22 protein-coding genes and 1 tRNA gene are annotated in these 22,939 nt (G+C 66.6%); 8 read left to right on the forward strand and 15 right to left on the reverse strand.

The window, feature by feature from the left end; genetic code table 11:
- The 3 genes from AC07Y4_RS25885 to gmd form a co-directional block, all read left to right on the forward strand.
- Nucleotides 1–629: LuxR C-terminal-related transcriptional regulator (locus AC07Y4_RS25885; protein ID WP_495275312.1), on the forward strand; the 629-nt coding region annotated here is incomplete at its 5' end.
- Between the two features lie 60 nt (nucleotides 630–689).
- Nucleotides 690–2,177: a mannose-1-phosphate guanylyltransferase/mannose-6-phosphate isomerase gene (locus AC07Y4_RS25890; protein WP_495275313.1), complete on the forward strand. Its 1,488-nt coding sequence runs from the start codon at nucleotides 690–692 to the stop codon at nucleotides 2,175–2,177.
- A gap of 35 nt (nucleotides 2,178–2,212) precedes the next feature.
- A complete protein-coding gene (gene gmd / locus AC07Y4_RS25895) occupies nucleotides 2,213–3,250 on the forward strand; it encodes a GDP-mannose 4,6-dehydratase (protein ID WP_495275314.1) in 1,038 nt (345 codons plus the stop codon).
- A 120-nt stretch (nucleotides 3,251–3,370) separates the two neighbouring features.
- On the opposite strand, the gene AC07Y4_RS25900 is transcribed toward gmd, so the two are convergent.
- The 10 genes from AC07Y4_RS25900 to uvrB form a co-directional block, all read right to left on the reverse strand.
- Nucleotides 3,371–3,445 (reverse strand) — tRNA-Val (locus tag AC07Y4_RS25900).
- A 75-nt stretch (nucleotides 3,446–3,520) separates the two neighbouring features.
- Nucleotides 3,521–4,228, reverse strand: a complete 708-nt coding sequence (dnaQ, locus tag AC07Y4_RS25905; RefSeq protein ID WP_070061050.1) for a DNA polymerase III subunit epsilon — start codon at nucleotides 4,226–4,228, stop codon at nucleotides 3,521–3,523.
- Nucleotides 4,228–4,566, reverse strand: coding sequence for an ISC system 2Fe-2S type ferredoxin (gene fdx / locus AC07Y4_RS25910; RefSeq protein ID WP_070061051.1), 339 nt, complete (start codon nucleotides 4,564–4,566; stop codon nucleotides 4,228–4,230). Before fdx ends, dnaQ begins: the two co-directional genes overlap by 1 nt.
- Nucleotides 4,567–4,582: 16 nt before the next feature.
- Entirely contained in the window at nucleotides 4,583–6,445 is a 1,863-nt protein-coding gene (gene hscA, locus AC07Y4_RS25915; RefSeq protein WP_070061052.1) for a Fe-S protein assembly chaperone HscA, read from the reverse strand.
- Nucleotides 6,446–6,451: 6 nt separating this feature from the next.
- Nucleotides 6,452–6,970 (reverse strand): Fe-S protein assembly co-chaperone HscB, encoded by a 519-nt coding sequence (gene hscB / locus AC07Y4_RS25920; RefSeq protein ID WP_495275315.1) that lies wholly within the window; start codon nucleotides 6,968–6,970, stop codon nucleotides 6,452–6,454.
- Nucleotides 6,971–7,033: 63 nt separating this feature from the next.
- Nucleotides 7,034–7,357: an iron-sulfur cluster assembly protein IscA gene (iscA, locus tag AC07Y4_RS25925; protein ID WP_007828190.1), complete on the reverse strand. Its 324-nt coding sequence runs from the start codon at nucleotides 7,355–7,357 to the stop codon at nucleotides 7,034–7,036.
- 1 nt (nucleotide 7,358) lies between these two features.
- Entirely contained in the window at nucleotides 7,359–7,781 is a 423-nt protein-coding gene (gene iscU, locus AC07Y4_RS25930; RefSeq protein WP_062473231.1) for a Fe-S cluster assembly scaffold IscU, read from the reverse strand.
- A gap of 50 nt (nucleotides 7,782–7,831) precedes the next feature.
- Complete coding sequence (locus AC07Y4_RS25935) at nucleotides 7,832–9,052, reverse strand: IscS subfamily cysteine desulfurase (RefSeq protein ID WP_062473230.1); 1,221 nt, start codon at nucleotides 9,050–9,052, stop codon at nucleotides 7,832–7,834.
- 89 nt (nucleotides 9,053–9,141) lie between these two features.
- Complete coding sequence (gene iscR / locus AC07Y4_RS25940) at nucleotides 9,142–9,678, reverse strand: Fe-S cluster assembly transcriptional regulator IscR (RefSeq protein WP_056580055.1); 537 nt, start codon at nucleotides 9,676–9,678, stop codon at nucleotides 9,142–9,144.
- A 238-nt stretch (nucleotides 9,679–9,916) separates the two neighbouring features.
- Nucleotides 9,917–12,034, reverse strand: coding sequence for an excinuclease ABC subunit UvrB (gene uvrB, locus AC07Y4_RS25945; RefSeq protein WP_495275316.1), 2,118 nt, complete (start codon nucleotides 12,032–12,034; stop codon nucleotides 9,917–9,919).
- A gap of 105 nt (nucleotides 12,035–12,139) precedes the next feature.
- On the opposite strand from uvrB, the gene AC07Y4_RS25950 reads away from it, so the two are divergent.
- The 4 genes from AC07Y4_RS25950 (at nucleotide 12,140) to AC07Y4_RS25965 (ending at nucleotide 16,233) form a co-directional block, all read left to right on the forward strand.
- A complete protein-coding gene (locus tag AC07Y4_RS25950; RefSeq protein ID WP_095947178.1) occupies nucleotides 12,140–13,336 on the forward strand; it encodes an amino acid aminotransferase in 1,197 nt (398 codons plus the stop codon).
- Between the two features lie 155 nt (nucleotides 13,337–13,491).
- Entirely contained in the window at nucleotides 13,492–14,949 is a 1,458-nt protein-coding gene (locus AC07Y4_RS25955; RefSeq protein WP_495275317.1) for a polyhydroxyalkanoate depolymerase, read from the forward strand.
- A 19-nt stretch (nucleotides 14,950–14,968) separates the two neighbouring features.
- The gene (locus AC07Y4_RS25960) at nucleotides 14,969–15,601 is read left to right on the forward strand and encodes an RnfABCDGE type electron transport complex subunit B (protein WP_495275318.1); all 633 of its coding nucleotides are present in this window, start codon (nucleotides 14,969–14,971) and stop codon (nucleotides 15,599–15,601) included.
- Nucleotides 15,598–16,233: a LysE family translocator gene (locus AC07Y4_RS25965; protein WP_447745003.1), complete on the forward strand. Its 636-nt coding sequence runs from the start codon at nucleotides 15,598–15,600 to the stop codon at nucleotides 16,231–16,233. The genes AC07Y4_RS25960 and AC07Y4_RS25965 overlap by 4 nt, the downstream gene beginning before the upstream one ends.
- Nucleotides 16,234–16,239: 6 nt before the next feature.
- Here AC07Y4_RS25965 and yedA read toward each other — a convergent pair whose 3' ends face one another.
- Nucleotides 16,240–17,163: a drug/metabolite exporter YedA gene (gene yedA / locus AC07Y4_RS25970; protein WP_495275319.1), complete on the reverse strand. Its 924-nt coding sequence runs from the start codon at nucleotides 17,161–17,163 to the stop codon at nucleotides 16,240–16,242.
- A gap of 115 nt (nucleotides 17,164–17,278) precedes the next feature.
- Here yedA and AC07Y4_RS25975 point away from each other — a divergent pair, with 115 nt between their 5' ends.
- Entirely contained in the window at nucleotides 17,279–17,776 is a 498-nt protein-coding gene (locus AC07Y4_RS25975) for an Lrp/AsnC family transcriptional regulator (protein WP_495275320.1), read from the forward strand.
- Here the strand turns inward: AC07Y4_RS25975 and AC07Y4_RS25980 are convergent.
- Genes AC07Y4_RS25980 through AC07Y4_RS25995 form a run of 4 tightly spaced genes read right to left on the reverse strand, consistent with a single transcriptional unit; the run spans nucleotide 17,766 to nucleotide 22,899 of the window.
- A complete protein-coding gene (locus tag AC07Y4_RS25980; RefSeq protein ID WP_056580047.1) occupies nucleotides 17,766–18,251 on the reverse strand; it encodes a VOC family protein in 486 nt (161 codons plus the stop codon). The two genes, AC07Y4_RS25975 and AC07Y4_RS25980, sit on opposite strands and share 11 nt — an antisense overlap.
- Nucleotides 18,248–19,285, reverse strand: a complete 1,038-nt coding sequence (gene bioB / locus AC07Y4_RS25985; RefSeq protein WP_495275321.1) for a biotin synthase BioB — start codon at nucleotides 19,283–19,285, stop codon at nucleotides 18,248–18,250. The genes AC07Y4_RS25980 and bioB overlap by 4 nt, the downstream gene beginning before the upstream one ends.
- Nucleotides 19,285–21,333 (reverse strand): acetyl-CoA carboxylase biotin carboxylase subunit, encoded by a 2,049-nt coding sequence (gene accC, locus AC07Y4_RS25990; RefSeq protein WP_095745698.1) that lies wholly within the window; start codon nucleotides 21,331–21,333, stop codon nucleotides 19,285–19,287. The genes bioB and accC overlap by 1 nt, the downstream gene beginning before the upstream one ends.
- 21 nt (nucleotides 21,334–21,354) lie before the next feature.
- A complete protein-coding gene (locus AC07Y4_RS25995) occupies nucleotides 21,355–22,899 on the reverse strand; it encodes an acyl-CoA carboxylase subunit beta (protein ID WP_062473211.1) in 1,545 nt (514 codons plus the stop codon).
- Nucleotides 22,900–22,939: the final 40 nt, after the last annotated feature.

Below are 22,939 nucleotides of genomic sequence, written 5' to 3' on the forward strand. Positions count from 1 at the left end.
ACGAGTACATGCGCCGGGTGATCGCCCAGGAGTTGCTGTCGGACCTGCGCATCCAGCTCGAAGGCCAGGCCGACAGCATCCGCGAGGGGCGCAAGCTGCTGGCCACGCATGCGTTCGACGTGCTGATGGTCGACCTGCGGCTCAGCGACGGCATGGGCTTCGAGCTGATCGCCGAGGCGCGCCGTCACCATGGCAACGGCGAGATCATCGTGATCTCCGCGCTCGAGGACGATGCCCACGTGCTGCGCGCCTTCGAGCTGGGCGCCACGGGCTATCTGCTGAAGAACGCCTGGCTGCAGAGCTTTGCCGACGCGGTGCTGCACGTGGTGAACGGCGGCGCCGTCATCACGCCACGGCTCGCGCGGCGCCTGCTGCACCGCCTGAACCACCAGCCCCGCGAGCCGCAGCTCGCCGACGACGCATCGCCGCTGCGCGACACGACGCTGACACCGCGCGAGAGCCAGGTCCTTCGCCACGTGGCGTCGGGCTACGTCTCGGCGGAGATCGGCGCCAAGCTCGGCATCACGGGCCAGACGGTCAACGTGCACATCAAGAGCATCTACAAGAAGCTGCATGTGCATTCGCGCGCCCAGGCGGTGAACCTCGCCGTTCACACGGGCCTGATCTGAGCGGCACGCCCTCGAAGCGATCCGGTTCATCACCCACTGCACACACAAAGGCTGGTCACCATGAACACCCCCACCATTCATCCCGTGGTCCTGTGCGGCGGCAGCGGCACGCGGTTGTGGCCACTGTCGCGCAAGGCCTTTCCCAAGCAGTTCGCACCGATCGTGGGCAACAAGAGCCTGCTGCACCTCACGCTCGAACGGCTCGCGACCCTGAACCGGACGATCACCTGCGTCGCGTCGGAAGAGCATCGCTTCCTGGTGCGCGAGGCGATCGAGAACGCGCACGCGCAGGGCCGCCAGATCCTCGAGCCCGTGCCCCGCAACACGGCCGCCGCGATGGCCGCGGCGGCCCTGCTGGCCGAGCCCGACGACCTGCTGCTCTTTGCGCCCGCGGACCACCACATTCCCGACGTGGCGCTGTTCGAAGCCACGATGCGCAGCGGCGTCGAAGCAGCCCTGGCAGGCAAGATCGTCACCTTCGGCATCGCGCCCAGCTTTCCGAGCACGGCCTACGGGTACATCGAGGCGGCCGGGGCCACGGGGCATGGCGCCAGCCACGCGGTGGCGCGCTTCGTCGAGAAGCCGACGGCGGCGGTGGCACAAACGCTGATCCTGCAAGGCAACTACTGCTGGAACGCGGGCATCTTCCTGGTCCAGGCGCGCACGCTGGTCGCGGCCCTGCGCACGCATGCGCCCGACATCCTCGCCACCTGCGAACGCGCGACCGCCGCGGTGTCGGTCGACGGCAGCTTCGTGCGGCTGGACCGCGAGGCCTTCGAAGGCTGCCGCAGCGACAGCATCGACTACGCGGTGCTCGAAAAGCACGCCGACGTCGCGGTGGTGCGCTTCGAGGGCGCCTGGAGCGACGTGGGCAGCTGGAACGCCGTGGCCCAGCTGCACCCGGCCGACGAAGCGGGCAACCGCGTGAGCGGCGCGGGCAGCGTGCTGAACTCGCGCAACACCTTCGTCCATGCGCCGCACCGGCCCGTGGTGGCGCTGGGCACCGAGGACCTGATCATCGTGGACACGCCGGACGCGGTGCTGGTCGCGGGCGCGGACTGCGCCGAACAGGTGGCCGAGGTGGTGCGCATGCTGGCGCGCGAGGGCACGGTCGAAGCCACCGAGCATCGCCGCGTGGTGCGGCCCTGGGGCGCCTACGACAGCATCGACACCGGCGAGCGCTTCCAGGTGAAGCACCTGACCGTCAAGCCCGGCGGCAAGCTGTCGCTGCAGATGCACCACCACCGCGCCGAGCACTGGATCGTCGTCAAGGGCACGGCCAAGGCCACGCGCGGCGGCGAAGTGCTGCTGGTGCGGGAGAACGAGTCGATCTACCTGCCCTCGGGCACCATCCACCGGCTGGAGAACCCCGGCAAGACGATGCTGGAAGTGATCGAGGTGCAGACCGGCAGCTACCTCGGCGAAGACGACATCGTGCGCTTCGACGACACCTACGGCCGCTGCCCCGCGGCCGAGAAGCGCGAGGCGCTCGCGTTGCAAGCGGCCCTGCAGCCCGCGGCTGAACGTGGCGTCGATGCGCCGGCCTGACCCGTCCCTTCCCTTCCTCTCACCTCATTGAAGCCATGAAAAAACGTGCTGTCGTCACTGGCATTACCGGACAGGACGGGGCGTACCTGGCCGAGCTGCTGCTGGGCAAGGGCTACACCGTCTACGGAACCTTCCGCCGAACCAGTTCGGTGAACTTCTGGCGCATCGAGTCGCTCGGCATCCAGGACCATCCGGAGCTTCATCTCGTGGAGTACGACCTGACGGACCTGGGCAGTTCGATCACGCTCATTCGCGATGCGCAGCCCGACGAGGTCTACAACCTGGCGGCGCAGAGCTACGTGGGTGCGAGCTTCAACCAGCCCGAAGCCACCACGAACATCAACGGGCTGGGCACCCTCCACCTGCTCGACGCGATCCGCCTGACGGACCGCGGCATCAGGTACTACCAGGCCTCGACGTCGGAGATGTTCGGCAACGTGCAGGCCATACCGCAGAAGGAAGACACGCCCTTCTATCCCCGCAGCCCGTACGGCGTCTCCAAACTATTCGCCCACTGGATGACGATGAACTACCGCGAGAGCTACGGGCTCTTCGGTTGCTGCGGCATCCTCTTCAACCACGAGAGCCCGCTGCGCGGCCGCGAATTCGTGACGCGCAAGGTCACCGACGCGGCGGCCAAGATCAGGCTCGGCAAGCTCGATGTGCTCACGCTGGGCAACATGGACGCCAAGCGCGACTGGGGCTATGCGAAGGAATACGTCGATGGCATGTGGCGCATGCTGCAGGCCGACAAGCCGGACAACTATGTGCTCGCCACCAACCGCACGGAAACCGTGCGGGATTTCGTCGACATGGCGTTCAGGGCCGCGGGCTACGAGCTCCGCTTCGAAGGGACGGCGCAGGAAGAGGTCGCCATCGACCGCGAGACCGGCAAGGTCCTCGTGAGGATCGATCCGAAGTTCTATCGCCCGGCGGAGGTGGAACTGCTCATCGGCGATGCGTCGCATGCCAGGAAGACGCTGGGTTGGGAGCCGCGGACGACGCTGGAGGAGCTGTGCGCGATGATGGTGGAGGCCGACTTGCAGCGCAACCGCGAAGGCCGCTCCTTCTGAGCGCGGCAGACCCGTCCTGAATGGCATCGGGATTTGCGCGGGACCAACAAAAACGGCACCCGAAGGTGCCGCCTGAAACGAAAACGGCACCTGCTGGTGCCGTCTGTCGTAGGTCTGAAATGGTGGGCGGTGGAGGCTTCGAACCTCCGACCCCAGCAGTGTGAATGCTGTGCTCTACCCCTGAGCTAACCGCCCTGAGACACTGCTTTTGAGTTCAGTGTCTTGAACACGTATCGCGTTGTGCGAAGCCTCAGATTATGCCATAGCTTTTCAGCCGTTTTGGCGAAATAAAGTTTTTCCGCCGCTGGATTTGTCGAGTTGCGACAACACGGCCTCGTGCGCGCTGAGCTCATGCTCGGCCGCCGCGATCACCGGCAGCTCGAACTGGCTCAGGTCGATGGCCACGACCGTCGTGCCCTGCGCGGGCTCGTTCGAGGCCACGTCGATCAGCAGGGCGTCCTGCCCGCGCGTGAGGTTGATGTAGACGTCGGCGAGCAGTTGCGCGTCGAGCTTGGCGCCGTGGAAGGTGCGGTTCGAGCGGTCGACACCGAAGCGGTCGCACAGCGCGTCGAGCGAATTGCGCTTGCCCGGGTAGACCAGCTTGGCCATGGCCAGCGTGTCGGTCACTTCGCTCACGAAGGTCTTGAGCGGCGGCAGGCCGGCGCGCTCGAATTCCTTGTTGAGGAAGCCGACGTCGAAGGCCGCGTTGTGGATGATGAGCTCGGCGTCGCGCAAGTACTCGATGATGTCCTTGCCCAGCGTGGCGAACTTCGGCTTGTCGCGCAGGAAGTCGGTGGTCAGGCCGTGGACCTTGAGCGCGTCCTCGTGGCTCTCGCGCTCCGGGTTGAAGTAGATGTGCAGGTCGTTGCCGGTGAGCTTGCGCGCGAACAGCTCCACGCAGCCCAGCTCGATGATGCGGTCGCCGTTCTCCGCAGAGAGCCCAGTGGTTTCGGTATCGAGAACGATCTGGCGCGACATCAGTGGTTTTCCTTGGCGTGGTTGATCGAGTACTTCGGAATCTCGATCGTCACATTCTCCTGCGCCAGGATCGACTGGCAACTCAGGCGCGATTGCGGCTCCAGGCCCCAGGCGCGATCAAGCAAATCTTCTTCGCCCTCTTCCGCTTCGTTCAGCGAGTCGAAGCCCGCGCGCACGATCACGTGGCAGGTGGTGCAGGCGCAGCTCATCTCGCAGGCGTGCTCGATGTTGATGTCGTGGTCGAGCAGGGCCTCGCAGATCGAGGTGCCGGCGGGCGCGGTGATCTCGGCGCCTTGCGGGCAGTACTCGGGATGCGGGTAGATCTTGATCGTGGGCATGAAGGATTTGTTCTGTCTACAGGGATTCGACCTTGCGGCCCGCGAGCGCGCGTGCAATGCCCGCGTTCATGCGCTGGGCGGCGAAGGCTTCGGTGTCGTTGGCCAGCGCCTTCGTGGCGGCTTCGATCACGGCGGCTTCGTTGCTGCTCTTGGCAACATCGCGCAGCCGTGCCATCGAGGCGTCGATGGCGGCGCGCTCTTCAGCGCTCAGCAGATCGCCGTCGGCATCGAGCGCACTCTGCGTGGCCAGCAGCATGCGGTCGGCATCGACGCGCGACTCCACCAGCGCACGGGCCTGCATGTCCTGCTGCGCGGTGGAGAAGCTCTCCTGCAGCATGGTCGCGATCTGGTCGTCCGACAGGCCGTACGACGGCTTGACCGCCACGCTGGCCTCGACGCCGCTGCCCTGCTCCTTGGCGCTCACGCTCAGCAGGCCGTCGGCGTCGACAGTGAAGGTCACGCGGATGCGCGCCGCGCCGGCCGCCATCGGCGGGATGCCGCGCAGCGTGAAGCGCGCGAGGCTGCGGCAGTCGGACACGAGGTCGCGCTCGCCTTGCACCACATGCAGCGCCAACGCGGTCTGGCCGTCCTGGTAGGTCGTGAAGTCCTGGGCCATCGCGGTGGGGATGGTCTGGTTGCGCGGCACGATGCGCTCGACCAGGCCGCCCATGGTCTCGATGCCGAGCGACAGCGGGATCACGTCGAGCAGCAGCAGTTCGCCCGCGCCGTTGTTGCCGGCCAGCTGGTTGGCCTGGATGGCGGCGCCGAGCGCGACGACCTCGTCGGGGTTCAGGTTGATCAGCGGCTCGCGGCCGAAATAGGCGGCCACGGCGCTGCGGATCTGCGGCATGCGCGTGGAGCCGCCGACGAGCACGATGCCCTGCAATTCCTCGGGCTTGAGCTTGGCGTCGCGCAACGCCTTGCGCACGGCCGCGAGGGTGCGGTCGGTGAGCGCCTGCGTGGCGGCAAAGAACTGCGCGCGGGTCAGCGTGAATTCGGCCTTGCCGCCCGCCAGCGCGGCGCTGAAGAGGGTCGACTCGGCATCGGTCAGTGCCTCCTTGGCGGCACGCGCGGCCACGAGCAGCGCGGCGCGGTCGTTGTCGCTGCCGGCCTGACGGCCGGTCTGCGCGAGCACGAAGTCGGCGATGGCATGGTCGTAGTCGTCGCCGCCCAGGGCCGAGTCGCCGCCCGTGGCGATCACTTCGAACACGCCCTGCGTGAGCCGCAGGATCGAGATGTCGAAGGTGCCGCCGCCCAGGTCGTAGACCGCGTAGACGCCCTCGCTGGCGTTGTCCAGGCCGTAGGCAATGGCAGCGGCGGTCGGCTCGCTGATCAGGCGCAGCACGTTCAGGCCTGCCAGCTGTGCGGCGTCTTTGGTCGCCTGGCGCTGGCCTTCGTCGAAGTACGCCGGCACGGTGATGACGGCACCGTAGAGCTCGTCGTCGAAGGTGTCTTCGGCGCGGTAGCGCAGCGTGGCCAGGATCTCGGCGCTGATCTCGACGGGCGACTTCTCGCCGGCCGAGGTCTGCACCTTGACCATGCCGCCGTCGTCACCGCCGATGCGGTACGACATGGCATCGCGGTTCGCGATGTCGGCCAGGCCGCGGCCCATGAGCCGCTTGACCGAGGTGATGGTGTTGGCGGGGTCCTGCGCGCGTGCAGCCACGGCGTCGAAGCCGATCTGGCGGCGGTCGCCGTCGAGGTAGCGCACGGCCGAGGGCAGCAGCACGCGGCCCTGGTCGTCGGGCAGGCACTCGGCCACGCCGTTGCGCACCGAGGCCACCAGCGAGTGCGTGGTGCCCAGGTCGATGCCCACGGCGATACGGCGCTGGTGCGGGTCGGGCGCCTGGCCGGGTTCGGAAATCTGAAGAAGAGCCATAAGGGCTTATTGTCCCAACTGATCGAGTTTTGTTTCGACGTCCTGGCTGAAGCGCTCAATGAACATGAGGGCTCTCACCTGCTGCACGGCGCCGGGGTAGTCGCCCTTTTCGTCGATCAGCCAGTCGAGCGACGAGAGTGCGCGGGCGCGCGTGGTTTCGACGTCCTCCTGCAGCACCTCGACAGCGGCGAGGTCGCGGGCGTCGTCGAGCGCTTCGCGCCACTCCATCTGCTGCATCAGAAAGGCGCCGGGCATCGCCGTGTTGTTCTCGGCATTCAGCGGCGCGCCGTTGAGTTCGCAGATGTAGCTCGCGCGACGGATCGGGTCCTTGAGCCGCTGGTAGGCCTCGTTGATGCGCACCGACCACTGCATGGCCACGCGCTGCGCCGCGGCGCCCTGCGCGGCGAAGCGGTCCGGGTGCGCCTCGCGCTGCAGTTCCTTCCAGCGCGCGTCGAGCACGGCGCGGTCCTGCGCGAAGGTCGCCGGGACGGCGAACAGTTGGAAGTCGGTGTCGTTCAGATTCATGGCAAGAAAAAACCGCCAGCACATGACATGGTGGCGGCTGTGGTCGCGGTCAGCGACGACGCATCAGATGCGAAAACTTTCGCCGCAGCCGCAGCGATCACGTTCGTTCGGGTTGATGAACTTGAAGCCCTCGTTCAGGCCTTCGCGCACGAAGTCGAGCTGCGTGCCGTCGATGTAGGCCAGGCTCTTCGGGTCGACCAGCACCTTCACGCCGTGGTCTTCGAACACCACGTCTTCAGGCGTGAACTCGTCGACGTACTCGAGCTTGTAGGCCAGGCCCGAGCAGCCGGTGGTCTTCACGCCCAGCCGCACGCCCACGCCCTTGCCCCGTTTGCCGAGGTAGCGGGTGACGTGGCGCGCAGCGGCTTCGGTCAGCGTGACGGCCATCTCAGTGAACAGCAGCTTCGGCGGTCGACTCGGGGGTCTTGGCGCCGTGCTTGGCCTTGTAGTCGCTCACGGCCGCCTTGATGGCGTCTTCCGCGAGGATCGAGCAGTGGATCTTGACCGGCGGCAGCGCCAGTTCTTCGGCGATCTGCGCGTTCTTGAGGGCCGCCGCTTCGTCGAGCGTCTTGCCCTTGACCCATTCGGTCACGAGCGACGACGAGGCGATGGCCGAGCCGCAGCCGTAGGTCTTGAAGCGCGCGTCTTCGATCACGCCGGTTTCGGGGTTGACCTTGATCTGCAGCTTCATCACGTCGCCGCAAGCCGGTGCGCCGACCATGCCGGTGCCTACCGAGTCGTCGCCCTTTTCGAAGGAACCGACGTTGCGGGGATTTTCGTAGTGGTCGATGACCTTGGAAGAATATGCCATGGTGTACCTCTCAAACTTTGTTCAATCGTGGAGCCTTGGGCTGGCCTGGGTCAGTGGGCCGACCACTGGATCGTGCTGATGTCGACGCCGTCCTGGAACATCTCCCACAGGGGGCTCAGCTCGCGCAGCTTGGCGACGTTGTGCTTGATGGTCGAGATGGCGTAGTCGATTTCTTCTTCGGTCGTGAAACGGCCGATGGTCATGCGCAGGCTGCTGTGGGCCAGCTCGTCGCTGCGGCCCAGGGCGCGCAGCACATAGCTGGGTTCCAGGCTGGCCGAGGTGCAGGCCGAACCCGACGACACCGCCAGGCCTTTGATGCCCATGATCAGCGACTCGCCTTCGACGTAGTTGAAGCTCATGTTCAGGTTGTGCGGAACGCGGCGCTCGAGGTCACCGTTGATGAAGACCTGTTCGACATCCTTCAGTCCGTCGAGCAGGCGCTTCTGCAGACGCGCCGCATGGGCGATGTCGTCCTTCATCTCGAGCTTGGCGATGCGGTAGGCCTCGCCCATGCCGACGATCTGGTGCGTGGGCAGCGTGCCCGAGCGCATGCCGCGCTCATGGCCACCGCCGTGCATCTGCGCTTCGAGGCGGATGCGCGGCTTGCGGCGCACGTACAGCGCGCCGATGCCCTTGGGGCCGTAGGTCTTGTGCGACGCCAGGCTCATCAGGTCGATGGGCAGCTTCGTGATGTCGATGTCGATCTTGCCGGTGGCCTGGGCCGAGTCGACGTGGAAGATCACGCCCTTTTCGCGGCAGGCATTGCCCAGCGCGACCACGTCCTGGATCACGCCGATTTCGTTGTTCACGAAGAGCACGCTGGCCAGGATGGTGTCGGGGCGGATGGCCGCCTTGAACTTCTCGAGATCGACGAGGCCGTTTTCCTCGACGTCGAGGTAGGTCACTTCGAAGCCCTGGCGCTCGAGTTCGCGCATGGTGTCGAGCACGGCCTTGTGCTCGGTCTTCAGGGTGATCAGGTGCTTGCCCTTGCCCTTGTAGAAGTGGGCCGCGCCCTTGAGCGCCAGGTTGATCGACTCGGTGGCGCCCGACGACCAGACGATTTCACGCGGGTCGGCGTTGATCAGGTCGGCCACCTGGCCGCGCGCCTTCTCGACCGCCTCTTCGGCTTCCCAGCCCCAGGCGTGGCTGCGCGATGCCGGGTTGCCGAAATGTTCGCGCAACCAGGGAATCATGGCGTCGACCACACGCGGGTCGACCGGCGTGGTGGCGCCGTAATCGAGATAGATCGGGAAATGAGGAGTGACGTCCATGGCTGGCTCGGGCTGGCGTGGGGGGTTGTGTTCTGGGATCAGGGCAAACTCAGGGCGATGCCCGCAGGCATCGCCGGACTCATCGGGGGTCAGGACTTCGCGAAGACGTTGCCGAGGGCGAAGACCGAATTCGGTGCGTTCACGCGGATGGGCTTGACCACCGGCTGGGCCGAGATGGCGCGCTTGACGACCGGCTTGTTCTCGATCTGCACGCCCTTGGCGATCTGGTCGTCGACCAGCTTCTGCAGCGTGACGGAGTCGAGGAACTCGACCATGCGCTGGTTCAGCGAGGCCCAGAGTTCGTGCGTCATGCAGCGACCCTGCTCACCGAGGCAGTTTTCCTTGCCGCCGCACTGGGTGGCATCGATCGGCTCGTCGACGGACACGATGATGTCGGCGACCGTGATGTCCGCCGCCTTGCGTCCGAGGCTGTAGCCGCCGCCGGGGCCGCGGGTCGATTCGACCAGCTCGTGGCGGCGCAGTTTGCCAAACAGCTGTTCGAGGTACGACAACGAAATCTGCTGCCGCTGGCTGATCGCAGCCAGCGTGACCGGACCGGTGTTCTGACGCAACGCCAGATCGATCATTGCTGTGACCGCAAAACGGCCTTTGGTAGTGAGACGCATCGCAAGCTCCTTCAAGTGCTTACCGTTGAAATGACACCACAGCCTTGGGCCGCGGTGACTTCGTCTCCGCCCTGCCCGACCCCGACGCTGGTGAACCAGCCGGTAGGAGTCGGTCCTTCATCGCGAAGTTCTTTGTTGTTGAGTATTTCGGTCAAGTATAGCAGAAGCCCCTGAGATCTGCTCGGGTAAACCCCAGCGCGGTTCGATTGAAGAAAGCGAACTTATGGCTTAGCCAAACTCAGGACGCCAAACCGGGGATGTTGTCGCCGCCCGACGCCCCGAACGCCTGCTCGCGCAGCAGCGCCAGCTGGTCGCGCACCCGGGCCGCCTTTTCGAACTCGAGGTTGCGGGCGTGCTCCAGCATCTGCTTCTCGAGTCGCTTGATTTCCCGGGCGATGTCCTTCTCGCTCATGCCCTCGACCTTGGCGCGTTCCAGGTCGAGCTTGGCCATTTCCTTGCCGGTCTTTTCGCTGTAGACGCCGTCGATCAGGTCGCGCACCTGCTTCACGATGCTGCGCGGCGTGATGCCGTTCGCCTCGTTGTGGGCGATCTGCCGGGTGCGGCGGCGCTCGGTTTCGCCGATGGCCTTCTTCATCGACTCGGTCATCCGGTCGGCATAAAGAATGGCCTTGCCGTTCAGGTTGCGCGCCGCCCGGCCGATGGTCTGGATCAGCGAGCGCTCGGCGCGCAGGAAGCCTTCCTTGTCGGCATCGAGGATCGCCACCAGCGACACCTCGGGAATGTCCAGCCCTTCGCGCAGCAGGTTGATGCCCACCAGCACATCGAACGAGCCCAGTCGCAGGTCGCGCAAAATTTCCACCCGCTCGACCGTGTCGACGTCGCTGTGCAGGTAGCGCACCTTCACGCCGTTGTCGCTCAGGTAGTCGGTGAGCTGCTCGGCCATGCGCTTGGTCAGCGTGGTGATCAGCACGCGTTCGTTCTTCTCGACGCGGATGCGGATCTCGCCCAGCACGTCGTCCACCTGGTGCGTGGCGGGACGCACCTCGACCTCGGGGTCGATCAGCCCGGTGGGCCGCACCAGCTGCTCGACCACGTTTCCGGCGTGGTCCTTTTCGTACTGCGCCGGCGTGGCCGACACGAAGATGCACTGGCGCACCCGCTTCTCGAACTCCTCGAGCTTGAGCGGCCGGTTGTCCAGCGCGCTCGGCAAGCGAAAGCCGTACTCGACCAGCGTGACCTTGCGCGCCCGGTCGCCGTTGTACATGGCGCTGAGCTGGCCCATCATCTGATGGCTCTCGTCGAGGAACATCAACGAGTCCTTCGGCATGTAGTCGGTGAGCGTCGCCGGCGGGTCGCCAGGTTCCGCGCCCGAAAGGTGCCGCGTGTAATTCTCGATGCCCTTGCAGTGGCCGATTTCGGCCAGCATTTCCAGGTCGAAGCGCGTGCGCTGCTCCAGCCGCTGCGCCTCGACCAGCTTGCCGGAGCCGGTCAGCTCCTTGAGCCGGCCGGCCAGCTCGATCTTGATGGTTTCCACCGCCGCCAGCACCTTGTCGCGCGGCGTCACGTAGTGGCTCGACGGGTACACCGTGAAGCGCGGCACCTTCTGGCGGATGCGCCCGGTGAGCGGGTCGAACAGCTGCAACGATTCGATCTCGTCGTCGAACAGCTCGAAGCGGATGGCCAGCTCGCTGTGCTCGGCCGGGAACACGTCGATGGTGTCGCCGCGCACGCGGAACGTGCCACGCGCAAAGTCCTGCTCGTTGCGCGTGTACTGCATGCGGATGAGCCGCGAGATCAGATCGCGCTGACCAACCTTGTCGCCGACGCGGGCAATCAGCCGCATCTCCATGTAGTCCTCGGGCGTGCCGATGCCGTAGATGGCGCTCACCGTGGCCACGATGACCGTGTCGCGCCGCTCCAGCACACTCTTGGTGGCCGACAGGCGCATCTGCTCGATGTGCTCGTTGATCGAGGAGTCCTTCTCGATGAACAGATCGCGCTGCGGCACGTACGCCTCGGGCTGGTAGTAGTCGTAGTAGCTCACGAAGTACTCGACGGCGTTCTTCGGGAAGAACTCGCGGAATTCGCTGTACAGCTGCGCCGCCAGTGTCTTGTTGGGCGCGAACACGATGGCCGGACGGCCCAGCCGGGCGATCACGTTGGCCATGGTGAAAGTCTTGCCCGAGCCCGTGACGCCCAACAGCGTCTGGTACACCTCGCCGTCGAGCACCCCGGCCACCAGGCCGTCGATGGCCGTGGGCTGGTCGCCTGCCGGCGGATAAGGCTGGAACAGCTCGAACGGCGAGTCGGGATAGCGGATGAATTCGCCCTGTTTCGCCGGCCCGATCGGGTCGACTTTCTTCAGGTCTGCTATGGCTTCGGTGTTCTCTGGCATGGCTGTTCCCGACAGGTGGCGTGGCGCCGGTAAAATTCAAGGCAACCGGAAAGGATAAAGCCTCCTCCGGTTGCCAGCGAAGCTTTCATCCCAAAGGACCTTTCCATGTCTATGTTCACCGCGGTCGAAATGGCGCCGCGCGACCCGATCCTCGGCCTCAACGAGCAATTTGCAGCCGACACCAACCCCCTCAAGGTCAATCTCGGCGTCGGCGTGTATTACGACGACAACGGCAAGCTGCCCCTGCTCCAGTGCGTGCAGGCCGCAGAGCAGAACATGATGAAGGCCCCCTCGGCCCGCGGCTACCTGCCGATCGACGGCATCGTGGCCTACGACAACGCCGTCAAGGGCCTGGTCTTCGGCCCCGAGAGCGAGCCCGTCACCTCCGGCCGCGTGGCCACCATCCAGGCCATCGGCGGCACCGGCGGCTTGAAGGTCGGCGCCGACTTCCTCAAGAAGCTCAACCCCAACGCCACCGTGCTGATCAGCGACCCGAGCTGGGAAAACCACCGCGCGCTGTTCACCAACGCCGGCTTCACGGTCGAGAGCTACCCCTACTACGACGCCGCCCAGCGCGGCATCAACTTCGACGGCATGCTGGCCGCCCTGAACGCGGCACCGGCCGGCACCATCGTCGTGCTGCACGCCTGCTGCCACAACCCGACCGGCTACGACATCACGCCCGAGCAATGGGACCAGGTCGTTGCGGCCGTCAAGGCCAAGGGCCTGGTGCCCTTCCTCGACATGGCCTACCAAGGCTTCGGCTACGGCCTGAAGGAAGACGGCGCGGCTGTCGCCAAGTTCGTCGACGCCGGCCTGACCTTCTTCGTCTCCACCTCGTTCTCCAAGAGCTTCAGCCTGTACGGCGAGCGCGTCGGCGCCCTGTCGGTGCTGTGCGAGAACAAGGAAGAAGCCGGCCGCGTGCTGTCGCAACTCAAGATCGCCATCCGCACCAACTACAGCAACCCGCCGATCCACGGCGGCGCCGTGGTGGCCGCGGTGCTCGGCACCCCCGAGCTGCGCGCCCTGTGGGAAAAGGAACTGGGCGAGATGCGCGTGCGCATCAAGGCCATGCGCCAGAAGCTGGTCGACGGCCTGAAGGCCGCCGGCGTGAAGGAAGACATGAGCTTCATCACCACCCAGATCGGCATGTTCAGCTACTCGGGCCTGACCAAGGACCAGATGGTGCGCCTGCGCAACGAGTTCGGCGTGTACGGCACCGACACCGGCCGCATGTGCGTCGCCGCGCTCAACAGCAAGAACATCGACTACGTCTGCGCGTCGATTGCGAAGGTCATCTAGGTGACAACCGGGTGTGACTGAATCGACTTTTTGACGATTCGTTCACATTCGGCCACAGAAGCCGAATCCAGCCCGCTGCGGGCTAGGGTTCGGCCCCCTGCGCCGCGGCAAATGCACTGATATATTGCACTGCAACATCCACTCAAAGACCCGCGATGCTCTATCAACTCTACGAAGCCCAGCGTTCCCTGATGGAGCCCTTCTCGGACTTCGCCCAGGCCGCCTCCAAGCTCTACGGTCCCGGCGCCGTCTGGAGCCAACTGCCGATGGCACAGCGCATGGCCGCCGGCTATGACCTGCTGTACCGGCTGGGCAAGGACTACGAGAAGCCCGAGTTCAACATCAAGTCCGTCAAGGTCGACGGCGAAGAGGTCGTGATCCAGGAGGCCGTCGAGCTCGACAAGCCCTTCTGCGAACTGCGCCGCTTCAAGCGCTTCACCGACGAACCGCACATCCTCAAGACGCTCAAGAGCCAGCCCGTGGTGCTGATCGTGGCGCCGCTGTCGGGCCACTACGCCACGCTGCTGCGCGACACCGTGCGCACCATGCTGCAGGACCATAAGGTCTACATCACCGACTGGAAGAACGCGCGCCTGGTGCCGCTGTCGGACGGCGAGTTCCACCTGGACGACTACATCAACTACGTGCAGGAGTTCATCCGCCGCCTACAGGCCGAGTACGGCAACTGCCACGTCGTGAGCGTGTGCCAGCCCACCGTGCCGGTGCTGGCGGCCGTGTCGCTCATGGCCAGCCGCGACGAGCCGCTGCCCCTCACGATGACCATGATGGGCGGCCCGATCGACGCGCGCAAATCGCCCACGGCCGTGAACAACCTCGCGACCAACAAGAGCTTCGAGTGGTTCGAGAACAACGTGATCTACCGCGTGCCGCAAGGCTTCCCGGGCGCGGGCCGCAAGGTCTACCCGGGCTTCCTGCAGCACACGGGCTTCGTGGCCATGAACCCCGACCGCCACGCCAGCAGCCACTACGACTACTTCAAGGACCTGATCAAGGGTGACGACGCCAGCGCCGAAGCCCATCGCAAGTTCTACGACGAGTACAACGCCGTGCTCGACATGGACGCGGACTACTACCTCGAGACCATCCGCACCGTGTTCCAGGACTTCGACCTGGTCAACGGCACCTGGGACGTGAAGAGCCCCGCCGGCCAGGTGGAGCGCGTGCGTCCGCAGGACATCCACGCCACCGCCCTGCTCACCGTCGAAGGCGAGCTCGACGACATCTCCGGCTCGGGCCAGACCGAGGCCGCGCACAGCCTGTGCACCGGCATCGCCGACGCCAAGCGCGAGCACTACGAGGTCAAGGGCGCGGGCCACTACGGCATCTTCAGTGGCCGCCGCTGGCGCGACCTGGTCTATCCGAAGGTGCGCAACTTCATCGCCGCCAGCGACGAGCCCCAGCGCCGCGCCGGTGCGCGCGAAGAGCTGCCGGCCGAAGACCGCATCAAGCCGGGCCAGAAGCTGAAGGCCGTGGCCACCGCTGCAGCCCGCAAGACGCCGGTCGCCGCCAAGAAGGCCGTCGCCGTGAAGGCCGCGCCGGCTGCCAAGAAGCCGGCCGCGGCCAAGAAGCCCCGCGCCAGCGCCGCGCGCTGAGCCGCGCGCATCACCCACCGTGAACGGGCTGGCCGCACGCATCAACGACGCACTGCCTCAAACGCAGTGCACACGGTGCGGCTACCCCGATTGCGCGGGTTATGCGCAGGCCATCGCCGACGGCGAGGCCGACATCAACCAGTGCCCGCCCGGCGGTGCCGAGGGCATCGAGCGCCTCGCGCTGCTCACGGGCCGCGCCGCGCTGCCGCTCGATCCGCAGTTCGGCACCGAAGGCCCGCGCGCCATGGCGGTCATCGACGAGGCCTGGTGCATCGGCTGCACGCTCTGCCTCGACGCCTGCCCGACCGACGCGATCATCGGCATCCACAAGCGCATGCACACGGTGATCGAGGCGCACTGCACGGGCTGCGAGCTGTGCATTCCGGTCTGCCCGGTCGATTGCATCTCGCTCGAAGTCGAAACGCCCGGCCGCAGCGGCTGGCAGGCGTGGTCGCAAGCACAGGCCGAGGCCGCGCTGCAGCGCTATAAGCTGCACGCCCAACATCGCGAGACCGCGAAGCGTGAGGCCGAACCCGCGCCTGCTGCCGCCGAACCGCAGGCCGCCGACACGCGCAAGCGCTCGATCGTCGAAGCCGCCCTCGCGCGCGCCCGGGCCGCCGCCGAACAACGCCAAGCCGCCACCAAGCCATGACCCTCGACACCCTGCTGATCTATGCCGTCGCCTCGCTCGCCCTGGCGGTGATCCCCGGCCCGACCATGCTGCTGGCGCTGTCCAACGGCATCGACGGCGGCATGCGCCGCGCCAGCTGGGGCATCGTGGGCGCCTCGCTGGGCAGCGTCTCGCTGATCGCGGTCGTGGCGCTCGGGCTGGGCTCGCTGCTCGCGGCCTCGGAATGGCTCTTCAACGCGATCCGCGTCGCGGGCGTGGCCTATCTGGTGTGGCTCGGCATCAAGCTGTGGCGCAGCGAGGCGACCGACCTGGGGACCGCGCTGGCCAAGTCGGCCGTCGAGGTCCGTCCGCACGGGCGCATCGCCCTCGTGCGCAGCCTGATGGTGGCGCTGTCGAACCCGAAGACGGTGCTGTTCTTCGCCGCCTTCCTGCCCCAGTTCATCGACACCGCCAAGCCCCAGGGCATGCAGTACCTGGTGCTGGGCGCGATCTTCGTGGCGCTCGACACCTGCGTGATGCTGGCCTACGCCGGCGCCGGCACGCAGGCCGTGCGCTGGCTCTCGCGCCGCGGCCTCAAGGTGCTCAACCGCAGCTGCGCGGTCGGCATGTGGCTGCTGGCCGCCACCCTCGCCTTCTGGCGCCGCCCCGCCTGAGCTCGGTCAGCCCTTCTGCGGGCGCTTGAAGAGCAACAGCAGCACGCCCGCCAGCACCACGCCCACGGCGTACCACTCGAAGCGCGTGACCGTCTCGTGGGCGATCCACACGCCCAGCAGCATCGCGATCACCGGATTGACGAAGGTGTAGCTCGCCGCCAGCCCGGCCGGCGCCTGCGCGAGCAGCACCATATAGGCGTTGAAGGCAATCAGCGAGCCGAACACCACGAGGTAGACCCACGCCCCCAACGCCACCGGCTGCGGCGGCCAGCTCATCGTTTCGCCCGACACCGCGGCCAGCACCATCAGCACCACACCGCCGCACAGCATCTCGCTCGCAAAGCCCATCGCGCCGGGCGCCAGCGGCAGCTTGCGCTGGCTCAGCACGCTGCCGAGCGACCAGCAGATGCAGGCCACGCAGATCGCCACCAGCCCTTCGGGCGAGGCCTTGAAGCCGCTGCCCTGCGTGAGCATCAGCACGCCGACCAGCCCCAGCGCGATGCCCGCCGCTTCGAGCCGCGCCGGCTTCACGCCCCAGATCAGATTCAAGAGCGCAATCAGCAACGGAATGACGGCAATGAACGCCACCACCAGCCCCGAACCGATCGACACCTCGGCCAGGGCCGTGCCGCCCATGCCGCCGCCGAGCATCAGCGCGCCGACGACCAGCGCATTGCGCCACTGCTGGCGCGTGGGCCAGGGCGTGCCACGCCAGCGCATCCACGCCGCCAGCAGCACGCCCGCGACCAGGAAGCGCGAGCCCATCTGCAGGAACGGCGGAAAGCTGATCAGCGCGTACTTGATGGCCAGGTAGGTCGAGCCCCAGACCACCCAGGTGGCGGCCAGGCAGAGCCACAGCAGCGGCGTCAGCCGGGGGCGCGAGGAGGAAGCGGCAGGCACGGCCTGCGCGGGCGTGGCGAGTGTCGACATATCGAGGTGTCTCTACTTGGTATGGAATGCCCGTCATGGTATGAAAGCCATGGGCCGGCAGCCATGCGAAATTCATGGTTCTGCCCGCACCGCACCGTCGAATTAAAGGACTTCCATGGATTTCACCTTGACCCCCACGCTGGACGCCCACGACACCCGCATCCTGGCCGAACTGCAGGCCGACGCGCGCCTGAGCATGGCCGAGCTGGGCCGCCGCGTGCACCTGAGCCAGCCGGCCGTGACCGAGCGCGTGAAAAAGCTGGAAGCCGCCGGCGTCATCACCGGCTACCGCGCCACCGTGAACCTCACGCGGCTGGGCTACGGCATTCGCGGGATCATCCGCGTCGGGCGCGCCGACTACGACCTCGTGGTGAAGCTGGTGCAGGAGACGCCCGAATGCGTCAACGCCTACAACGTGACCGGCGAAGACAGCTGGATCCTCGAGATCGCCGTGATCGACGTGCCGCACCTCGATGCGGTGCTCGCCAAGTTCTGCATCCTGACCGAGACCGCGACCTCGATCATCCTGAACCCGGCGCGCGAGCACCACCCGATGCTGCCGCCGCAGCGCGCCGACGTGAAGCCGCCGGTGCGCAAGGCGCTCAGCGCGTAGCGGCGAGCGCGTTGAAGGCCGTCACCACCTCGGGTGGCGCCTGCACCATCTCGACCAGCACGCCCTCGCCCGAAATCGGGAACTCGTCGTTGGCCTTGGGGTGCAGGAAGCAGATGTCGAAGCCGGCCGCGCCCTTGCGGATGCCGCCCGGCGCAAAGCGCACGCCCTGCGCCGTGAGCCATTCGACGGCCTTGGGCAGGTCGTCGATCCACAGGCCGACGTGGTTCAGCGGCGTGGTGTGCACCGCCGGCTTCTTCTCGGGGTCCAGCGGCTGCATCAGGTCGACCTCGACCTTGAACGGGCCGCTGCCCATCGAGCAGATGTCCTCGTCGACGTTCTCGCGCTCGCTGCGGAAGGTGCCCGTCACCTCGAGCCCCAGCATGTCGACCCACAGCTTCTGCAGACGCAGCTTGTCGGGGCCGCCGATGGCGATCTGCTGGATGCCCAGCACCTTGAAGGGACGCGGCGTGGTCATGCGCAGCCGCCTTCTTCCGCCTGCTCCTGCGTGCGGTGCGAGCGCAGGCCGAGCTTGCGCAGCAGCTGCACGTCGGCGTCGACGTCGGGGTTGCCGGTGACCAGCAGCTTGTCGCCGTAGAAGATCGAGTTGGCGCCGGCCATGAAGCACAGGGCCTGCACCGCCTCGCCCATCTGCTGGCGGCCGGCCGACAGGCGCACGCGCGCGGTCGGCATGGTGATGCGCGCCACGGCGATCATGCGCACGAAGTCGAAGGGATCGACCGGCTCCGAGTCGGCCAGTGGCGTGCCGGGCACGCGCACCAGGCTGTTGATCGGCACCGACTCGGGGTACGGGTCCATGTTGGCGAGCTGCGCGATCAGCCCGGCGCGGTGCACCGGCTGCTCGCCCATGCCCACGATGCCGCCGCAGCACACGCTGATGCCGGCACCGCGCACGGCCGCCAGCGTGTCCAGGCGGTCCTGGTAGGTGCGCGTGTCGACCACGTCGGTGTAGTACTCGGGCGCGGTGTCCAGGTTGTGGTTGTAGTAGTCCAGGCCCGCGGCCTTGAGCTGCTGCGCGTGGTGCGGCTCCAGCATGCCCAGCGTGGCGCAGGTCTGCAGGCCCAGGCCCTTCACGGCCTCGACCAGCACCGCCACCTTCTCGACGTCGCGGTCCTTGGGCGCGCGCCAGGCGGCGCCCATGCAAAAGCGCGTGGCGCCGGCGTCCTTGGCGGCCTGCGCGGCGCGCACCACCTCGTCGACCTCCATGAGCTTTTGCGCCTTCACGCCGGTGTCGAACTCGGCCGACTGCGGGCAGTAGCCGCAGTTCTCGGGGCAGCCGCCGGTCTTCACCGACAGCAGCGTGGCCAGCTCGATGTCGCCCTCGGGGAAATGCCGGCGGTGCACGGTCTGCGCCTCGAACAGCAGTTCCATGAAGGGCTTGTCCAGCAGCGCCTGGATGGCCTCCACGGACCAGGGGCCCTGGGGCGTCGCCACGGTCTTGGCCGGGCGGTGCAGCGTGATTGCTGCCTGTTGCAGGTCGTTGGCACCCATCAGTTGAACTCCAGAATGATTTGGTCGACGGCGAGCGATTCGCCCTTGGCCGCCGAGATCTTGCCCACCACGCCGTCCTGCGTGGCGAACAGCACGTTTTCCATCTTCATGGCCTCGATCACGGCCAGCTTCTCGCCGGCCTGGACCTGCTGCCCCGGCTGCACCGACACCTCGACCAGAAGGCCCGGCATCGGCGACATCAGGAACTTGCTCAGGTCGGGTGGTGCCTTGTAGGGCATCAGCTCGAGCAGGCGCGCACCCAGCGGCGACAGCACCATGGTCTCGATCTGCGTGCCGTCGTGCGACACGCGCAGCGCCAGCGGGTTCTTGCCCGCGCCGCGCTCCACCTGCGCCGTGAAGGGCTTGCCGTTGGCCGTGCCCTGCACGCGCACCGCGCCCAGCGCGAAGTCGCTCTCGATCTGGTAGCGCTTGTCGCCCACCGTGACGGCGCTGGCGCCGGTCTTGCCCTGGAAGTCGCTCACCGACACCGCGTGGTGCACGTGCTTGCCCTCGGGGCCCAGCTCGACCACCACGAACTGCTCGCCCACCTTCACGCCGTGGCCCGCGAGCTGCCCGCTGATGCCCGAGGCGCGCGCGCGGTAGCGGCGGTTGACGAAGGCGGCCAGCGCCACCAGGAACGCCGGATCGGCATGCGGCACGTCTTCCGCGTGGAAGCCCTTGCCGTAGTGCTCGGCGATGAAGCCGGTGTTGAAATCGCCGGCCACGAACTTCGGGTGCGCCAGCAGCGCGGCCTGGAACGGGATGTTGCTGCTGATGCCGCGGATCACGAAGCCGTTGAGCGCCTCGCGCATCAAGGCGATCGCCTCGTTGCGGTCCTTGCCGTGCACGATGAGCTTGGCGATCATCGAGTCGTAGTACATCGGGATCTCGCCGCCGTCGTACACGCCGGTGTCCACGCGCACGCCGTGCAGGTGGCCGGTGTCGCTCGCGAACATGCTCTCGGCCGGCGGCTGGAACTTCACCAGGCGGCCCGTCGAGGGCAGGAAGTTGCGGAACGGGTCTTCGGCATTGATGCGGCACTCGATGGCCCAGCCGTCGCGCTTCACGTCGGCCTGCGCCAGCGGCAGCTTCTCGCCGGCCGCCACGCGGATCATCAGCTCGACCAGGTCCAGGCCGGTGATGCACTCCGTTACCGGGTGCTCCACCTGCAGGCGCGTGTTCATCTCCAGGAAGTAGAAGCTCTGGTCCTTGCCGACCACGAACTCCACCGTGCCCGCGCTCTGGTACTTCACGGCCTTGGCCAGCGCCACGGCCTGCTCGCCCATCGCCTTGCGCGTGGCGTCGGTGATGAAGGGCGACGGCGCCTCCTCGATCACCTTCTGATGGCGACGCTGAATGGAGCACTCGCGCTCGTTCAGGTAGATGACGTTGCCGTGCGAATCGCCCAGCACCTGGATCTCGATGTGGCGCGGCTCCTCGACGAACTTCTCGATGAACACACGGTCGTCGCCGAAGGAATTGCGCGCCTCGTTGCGGCAAGAAGTGAAACCCTCGAAGGCTTCCTTGTCGTTGAAGGCCACGCGCAGGCCCTTGCCGCCGCCGCCGGCCGAGGCCTTGATCATCACCGGGTAGCCGATGTCCTTGGCGATCTCGACGGCGCGCTCGGCCGTCTCGATGGCGTCGTTCCAGCCGGGAATGGTGTTGACCTGGGCTTCGTTCGCGAGCTTCTTCGAGGCGATCTTGTCGCCCATGGCCGCGATCGAATAGTGCTTCGGGCCGATGAAGGCAATGCCCTCTTCCTCGACCTTGCGCGCAAAGGCTTCGTTCTCCGACAGGAAGCCGTAGCCCGGGTGCACGGCTTCGGCGCCGGTCTTCTTGCAGGCCGCGATGATGCGGTCGGCCTGCAGATAACTCTCTCGGCTGGGCGCGGCGCCGATGTGCACGGCCTCGTCGGCCAGCTCGACGTGGCGGGCTTCCTTGTCGGCGTCGGAGTAGACGGCGACGGTCAGGATGCCCATCTTCTTGGCCGTTTGAATCACGCGGCAGGCGATTTCGCCACGGTTGGCGATCAGGATCTTCTTGAACATGTTCTTCTTTCTCCGTGCGGCTCAGAGCGGAATGTTTCCGTGCTTGCGCCACGGGTTCTCGAGCTTCTTCTCGCGCAGCATCACGAGCGAGCGGCAGATGCGCTTGCGCGTCTCGTGCGGCAGGATCACGTCGTCGATGTAGCCGCGCGCGCCGGCCACGTACGGGTTGGCGAAGCGGGCCTTGTATTCGGCCTCGCGGGCGGCGAGCTTCTCGGGGTCGTTCTTGTCTTCGCGGAAGATGATCTCCACCGCGCCCTTGGCGCCCATCACCGCGATCTCGGCGCGCGGCCAGGCCAGGTTGACGTCGCCGCGCAGGTGCTTGGAGGCCATCACGTCGTACGCGCCGCCGTAGGCCTTGCGCGTGATGACGGTGATCTTGGGCACCGTGCACTCGGCGTACGCGTACAGCAGCTTGGCGCCGTGCTTGATGATGCCGCCGTACTCCTGGCCGGTGCCGGGCATGAAGCCGGGCACGTCGACGAAGGTGATGACGGGAATGTTGAAGGCATCGCAAAAGCGCACGAAGCGCGCGGCCTTGATGCTGCTCTTGATGTCCAGGCAACCCGCCAGCACCAGCGGCTGGTTGGCCACGATGCCGACCGTCTGGCCTTCCATGCGCGCGAAACCGATCACGATGTTCTTCGCGTAGTCGGGCTGCAGCTCGAAGAAGTCGCCGTCGTCCACCACCTTCAGGATCAGTTCCTTGATGTCGTAGGGCTTGTTCGGGTTGTCGGGCACCAGCGTGTCCAGCGAGTAGTCGGGGCGGTCGGCCGGGTCGCCCTGGCCGTCGTTGCCCAGGCGCACCGGCGGCTTCTCGCGGTTGTTCAGCGGCAGGTAGTTGTACAGGCGGCGCAGCATCATCAGCGCCTCGACGTCGTTCTCGAACGCCATGTCGGCCACGCCGCTGCGCGTGGTGTGGGTGATGGCACCGCCGAGCTCTTCGGCCGTCACGCTCTCGTGCGTCACGGTCTTCACCACCTCGGGGCCGGTGACGAACATGTAGCTGCTGTCCTTCACCATGAAGATGAAGTCGGTCATGGCGGGCGAGTACACGGCGCCGCCCGCGCACGGGCCCATGATCATGCTGATCTGCGGCACCACGCCCGAGGCCATCACGTTGCGCTGGAACACGTCGGCATAGCCGCCCAGCGACGCCACGCCTTCCTGGATGCGCGCGCCGCCCGAATCGTTCAGGCCGATGACCGGTGCGCCGACCTTCATGGCCTGGTCCATCACCTTGCAGATCTTCTCGGCGTGAGCTTCGCTGAGCGCGCCGCCGAAGACGGTGAAGTCCTGGCTGAACACGAACACGAGGCGGCCGTTGATCATGCCGTAGCCCGTGACCACGCCGTCGCCGGGGATCTTCTGCTCGGCCATGCCGAAGTCGACCGAGCGGTGCTCGACGAACATGTCCCACTCTTCAAACGTGCCGTCGTCGAGCAGCAGCTCGATGCGCTCGCGCGCCGTGAGCTTGCCCTTGGCGTGCTGCGCGTCGATGCGCTTCTGCCCGCCGCCGAGTCGCGCCTGGGCGCGCTTCTTTTCGAGTTGTTCGATCAGTTCTTGCATGGTGTGCTTCCGAAGCTGTGGTTCTGGATTGCTGGGAGAG

Source organism: Variovorax sp. GW460-12-1-14-LB1 (assembly GCF_059423605.1).

Bases quoted from the DNA above. Each gene is read 5' to 3' on its own strand.
- yedA (WP_495275319.1), bottom strand. From the start codon at position 17,163: ATGTCGACACTCGCCACGCCCGCGCAGGCCGTGCCTGCCGCTTCCTCC.
- AC07Y4_RS25980 (WP_056580047.1), bottom strand. From the start codon at position 18,251: ATGACCACGCCGCGTCCCTTCAAGGTGCTGGGCATCCAGCAGATCGCC.
- iscR (WP_056580055.1), bottom strand. From the start codon at position 9,678: ATGCGTCTCACTACCAAAGGCCGTTTTGCGGTCACAGCAATGATCGAT.
- accC (WP_095745698.1), bottom strand. From the start codon at position 21,333: ATGTTCAAGAAGATCCTGATCGCCAACCGTGGCGAAATCGCCTGCCGC.
- iscU (WP_062473231.1), bottom strand. From the start codon at position 7,781: ATGGCATATTCTTCCAAGGTCATCGACCACTACGAAAATCCCCGCAAC.
- uvrB (WP_495275316.1), bottom strand. From the start codon at position 12,034: ATGCCAGAGAACACCGAAGCCATAGCAGACCTGAAGAAAGTCGACCCG.
- AC07Y4_RS25995 (WP_062473211.1), bottom strand. From the start codon at position 22,899: ATGCAAGAACTGATCGAACAACTCGAAAAGAAGCGCGCCCAGGCGCGA.
- hscB (WP_495275315.1), bottom strand. From the start codon at position 6,970: ATGAATCTGAACGACACCGACTTCCAACTGTTCGCCGTCCCGGCGACC.
- AC07Y4_RS25890 (WP_495275313.1), top strand. From the start codon at position 690: ATGAACACCCCCACCATTCATCCCGTGGTCCTGTGCGGCGGCAGCGGC.
- gmd (WP_495275314.1), top strand. From the start codon at position 2,213: ATGAAAAAACGTGCTGTCGTCACTGGCATTACCGGACAGGACGGGGCG.
- AC07Y4_RS25955 (WP_495275317.1), top strand. From the start codon at position 13,492: ATGCTCTATCAACTCTACGAAGCCCAGCGTTCCCTGATGGAGCCCTTC.
- hscA (WP_070061052.1), bottom strand. From the start codon at position 6,445: ATGGCTCTTCTTCAGATTTCCGAACCCGGCCAGGCGCCCGACCCGCAC.
- iscA (WP_007828190.1), bottom strand. From the start codon at position 7,357: ATGGCCGTCACGCTGACCGAAGCCGCTGCGCGCCACGTCACCCGCTAC.
- fdx (WP_070061051.1), bottom strand. From the start codon at position 4,566: ATGCCCACGATCAAGATCTACCCGCATCCCGAGTACTGCCCGCAAGGC.
- AC07Y4_RS25935 (WP_062473230.1), bottom strand. From the start codon at position 9,052: ATGGACGTCACTCCTCATTTCCCGATCTATCTCGATTACGGCGCCACC.
- bioB (WP_495275321.1), bottom strand. From the start codon at position 19,285: ATGGGTGCCAACGACCTGCAACAGGCAGCAATCACGCTGCACCGCCCG.
- AC07Y4_RS25965 (WP_447745003.1), top strand. From the start codon at position 15,598: ATGACCCTCGACACCCTGCTGATCTATGCCGTCGCCTCGCTCGCCCTG.
- dnaQ (WP_070061050.1), bottom strand. From the start codon at position 4,228: ATGTCGCGCCAGATCGTTCTCGATACCGAAACCACTGGGCTCTCTGCG.
- AC07Y4_RS25950 (WP_095947178.1), top strand. From the start codon at position 12,140: ATGTCTATGTTCACCGCGGTCGAAATGGCGCCGCGCGACCCGATCCTC.
- AC07Y4_RS25975 (WP_495275320.1), top strand. From the start codon at position 17,279: ATGGATTTCACCTTGACCCCCACGCTGGACGCCCACGACACCCGCATC.